The sequence below is a fragment of the Actinocrinis puniceicyclus genome (genome assembly GCF_018283645.1).
Taxonomy (GTDB): domain Bacteria; phylum Actinomycetota; class Actinomycetes; order Streptomycetales; family Catenulisporaceae; genus Actinocrinis; species Actinocrinis puniceicyclus.
Map to the genome: position 1 here is coordinate 1 of NZ_JAGSXH010000258.1, position 2,892 is coordinate 2,892.

Annotated in this window: 1 protein-coding gene; it reads left to right on the plus strand. The window is 68.3% G+C overall.

Features of this window, described 5'->3' with window-relative positions:
- Positions 1-31 precede the first annotated feature (31 nt).
- Positions 32-2,701, plus strand: coding sequence for a pectate lyase-like domain-containing protein (locus KGA66_RS28530; RefSeq protein WP_211472638.1), 2,670 nt, complete (start codon positions 32-34; stop codon positions 2,699-2,701).
- The last annotated feature ends 191 nt before the right edge of the window (positions 2,702-2,892 follow it).

Below are 2,892 nucleotides of genomic sequence, written 5' to 3' on the forward strand. Positions count from 1 at the left end.
CTCCCACCCCCCGGTGAAGATGGAGACGCCAATGAAGGCACGCTCCTCCGGCGCGTCAGCGCCCCGCAGACCTCTACCGCGCTGGGCAAGAGCCTTCGCCGCCGTGACCGCGGCGTTGAGCCTGGCCGTTTACGCGCTGATCGCGTCCACCACCGCGGCTCACGCCGCACCGACTCTGCTGTCGCAGGGCAAGCCGACCACGGCCTCGTCGCTGGAAAGCGCCGCGTACCCGGCCTCGAACGCCACCGACGGCAACACCGGCACCCGCTGGTCGAGCGCGTTCAGCGACCCGCAGTGGCTCCAGGTCGACCTGGGTTCCACCGCCTCGGTCAGCCAGGTCGTGCTCCAGTGGGAGGCCGCGTACGCCACGGCCTTCCAGATCCAGACCTCGAACGACGCCACCACCTGGACCTCGATCTACTCGACGACCACAGGCACCGGCGGCACCCAGACGCTCAACATCACCGGCTCCGGTCGCTACGTGCGCATGTACGGTACGACCCGCGCCACCCCGTACGGCTACTCGCTCTGGGAGTTCCAGGTCTACGGCACCCTCGGCACCGGCGGCGGCTGCGGGACCACGGACGCCGCGCTGAACATGCCCGCCACCGCCTCGTCGCTGGAAAACGCCACCTACCCCGCCTCCGCGGCCGTCGACGGCAACACCGGGACCCGCTGGTCGAGCGCGTTCAGCGACCCGCAGTGGCTCCAGGTCGACCTCGGCTCCACGCAGCCGATCTGCCAGATCGGGCTGATCTGGGAGGCTGCCTACGCCAGCGCGTTCCAGATCCAGGTGTCCAACGACGCGAGCACCTGGACCTCGATCTACTCGACGACCACAGCCACCGGCGGCACGCAGACCCTCAACGTGAGTGGATCGGGCCGCTACGTGCGCATGTACGGCACCACCCGGGCCACGGCGTACGGCTACTCGCTCTGGGAGTTCCAGGTCTACACCGGCAGTGGCGGCGCAACCGGCAGCCCGTCGCCGTCCGCCTCGCCCTCCGCCTCGGCCACCGGCTCCACCCCGCCGGGATGCACCGGCCAGTCGAACACCCCGAACCTCGGTCCGAACGTGGACGTCTTCGACCCGGGCATGTCCGCCTCCAGCATCCAGTCGGCCGTCGACGCGGTGTTCAACACGCAGAAGCTCAACCAGTTCGGCACCCAGCGCAACGCCCTGCTGTTCAAGCCGGGCACGTACAGTGTCGAGGCGAACATCGGCTACTACACCTCGATCCAGGGTCTCGGTCAGAACCCTGACGACGTCACCATCAACGGGGACGTGACCGTGGACTCCTTCGACGGCACCGGCAACGCCACGCAGAACTTCTGGCGGTCGGCGGAGAACCTGGCCATCAACCCGTCCAGCGGCAGCGACCGCTGGGCGGTGGCGCAGGCCGGTCCGTTCCGCCGGGTCGACGTGCACGGCGGCCTGGAGATGTACCCGGCCAGCTACGGCTACGCCAGCGGCGGCTATGTCGCCGACAGCAAGGTCTCCGGCCAGGCGTCCAGCGTGTCCCAGCAGCAGTGGTACACGCAGGACAGCAACCTGGGCAGCTGGAGCGGCTCGGTGTGGAACATGGTGTTCTCGGGCGTGAACGGCGCTCCGGCGCAGAGCTTCCCGAACCCGCCGATGACCACGCTGGCCACCACGCCGGTGTCCCGCGACGTGCCGTACCTGTACGTCGACTCGTCGGGCAACTACCACGTGTTCCTGCCCTCGCTGCGCACCAACGCCTCCGGTCCGAGCTGGAACAGCGGCTCGACGCCGGGCACCTCGGTGCCGATGAGCCAGTTCTTCGTGGTCACCCCGTCGAACACCGCGGCGCAGATGAACGCGGCGCTGGCGCAGGGCTGCAACCTGTTCTTCACCCCGGGCGTGTACAACATCGACCAGACGCTCAACATCGCCAACCCGAACACCGTGGTCCTCGGCATCGGCTTCCCGACGCTGATTCCGGTCAACGGCGTCAACACCATGCAGGTGGCCGACGTCGACGGAGTGCGTATCAGCGGCCTGCTCATGGACGCCGGCACCACCAACTCCCAGTCGCTGCTGACCATGGGCCCGCAGGGCGCGTCGGCCAACCACGCGGGCAACCCGGACTCGATCCAGGACGTGTTCTTCCGCATCGGCGGCGACATCGCGGGCAAGGCCACCAACAGCCTCGTGGTCAACAACAACAACACCCTGATCAACGACATCTGGGCGTGGCGCGCCGACCACGGCAACGGCGGCACGGTCGGCTGGACGGTGAACACCGCGGACACCGGCATGATCGTCAACGGCGACAACGTCCTGGCGACCGGCCTGTTCGTGGAGCACTACCAGAAGTACGAGGTGAAGTGGAACGGCAACGGCGGCGAGACGATCTTCTTCCAGAACGAGAACCCGTACGATCCGCCGAACCAGGCCGCCTGGATGAACGGCTCGACCAACGGCTACGCCGCGTATGAGGTCGCGCCGGGCGTCACCACCCACCAGGCGTACGGCATGGGCAGCTACTGCTACTTCAACGTCAACGCCTCGGTGGTCAACGACCACGCCTTCGAGGCGCCGAACACCTCCGGAGTACAGTTCCACGACCTGCTGACCGTCTCGCTCGGCGGCGTCGGCGTCATCGAGCACGTCATCAACGGCACGGGAGCTGCCACGCCGTCCAACACCACCCCGAGTAACGTGACCAGCTATCCGTAATCCGACCATGCGGTGAAGTGCTGACAGTGGTCGATGATCACACGACGCGCCGACCCGGACGCCGGCCCGCGCGGTCGCAGTCCCCGAATACGGGGCGGCCGCGCGGGCCGGCCGCGCTCGCGTCGGGTGGCACGGTCTTGCCGCTTCCCGGCTCGGTAAGCCCCGCCCGCGCTAGCATCGGTGTTCCCCCC

What these genes read in the sequence shown, in the direction of transcription:
- KGA66_RS28530 (WP_211472638.1), top strand. Translation starts at nt 32, where the DNA reads ATGAAGGCACGCTCCTCCGGCGCGTCAGCGCCCCGCAGACCTCTACCG.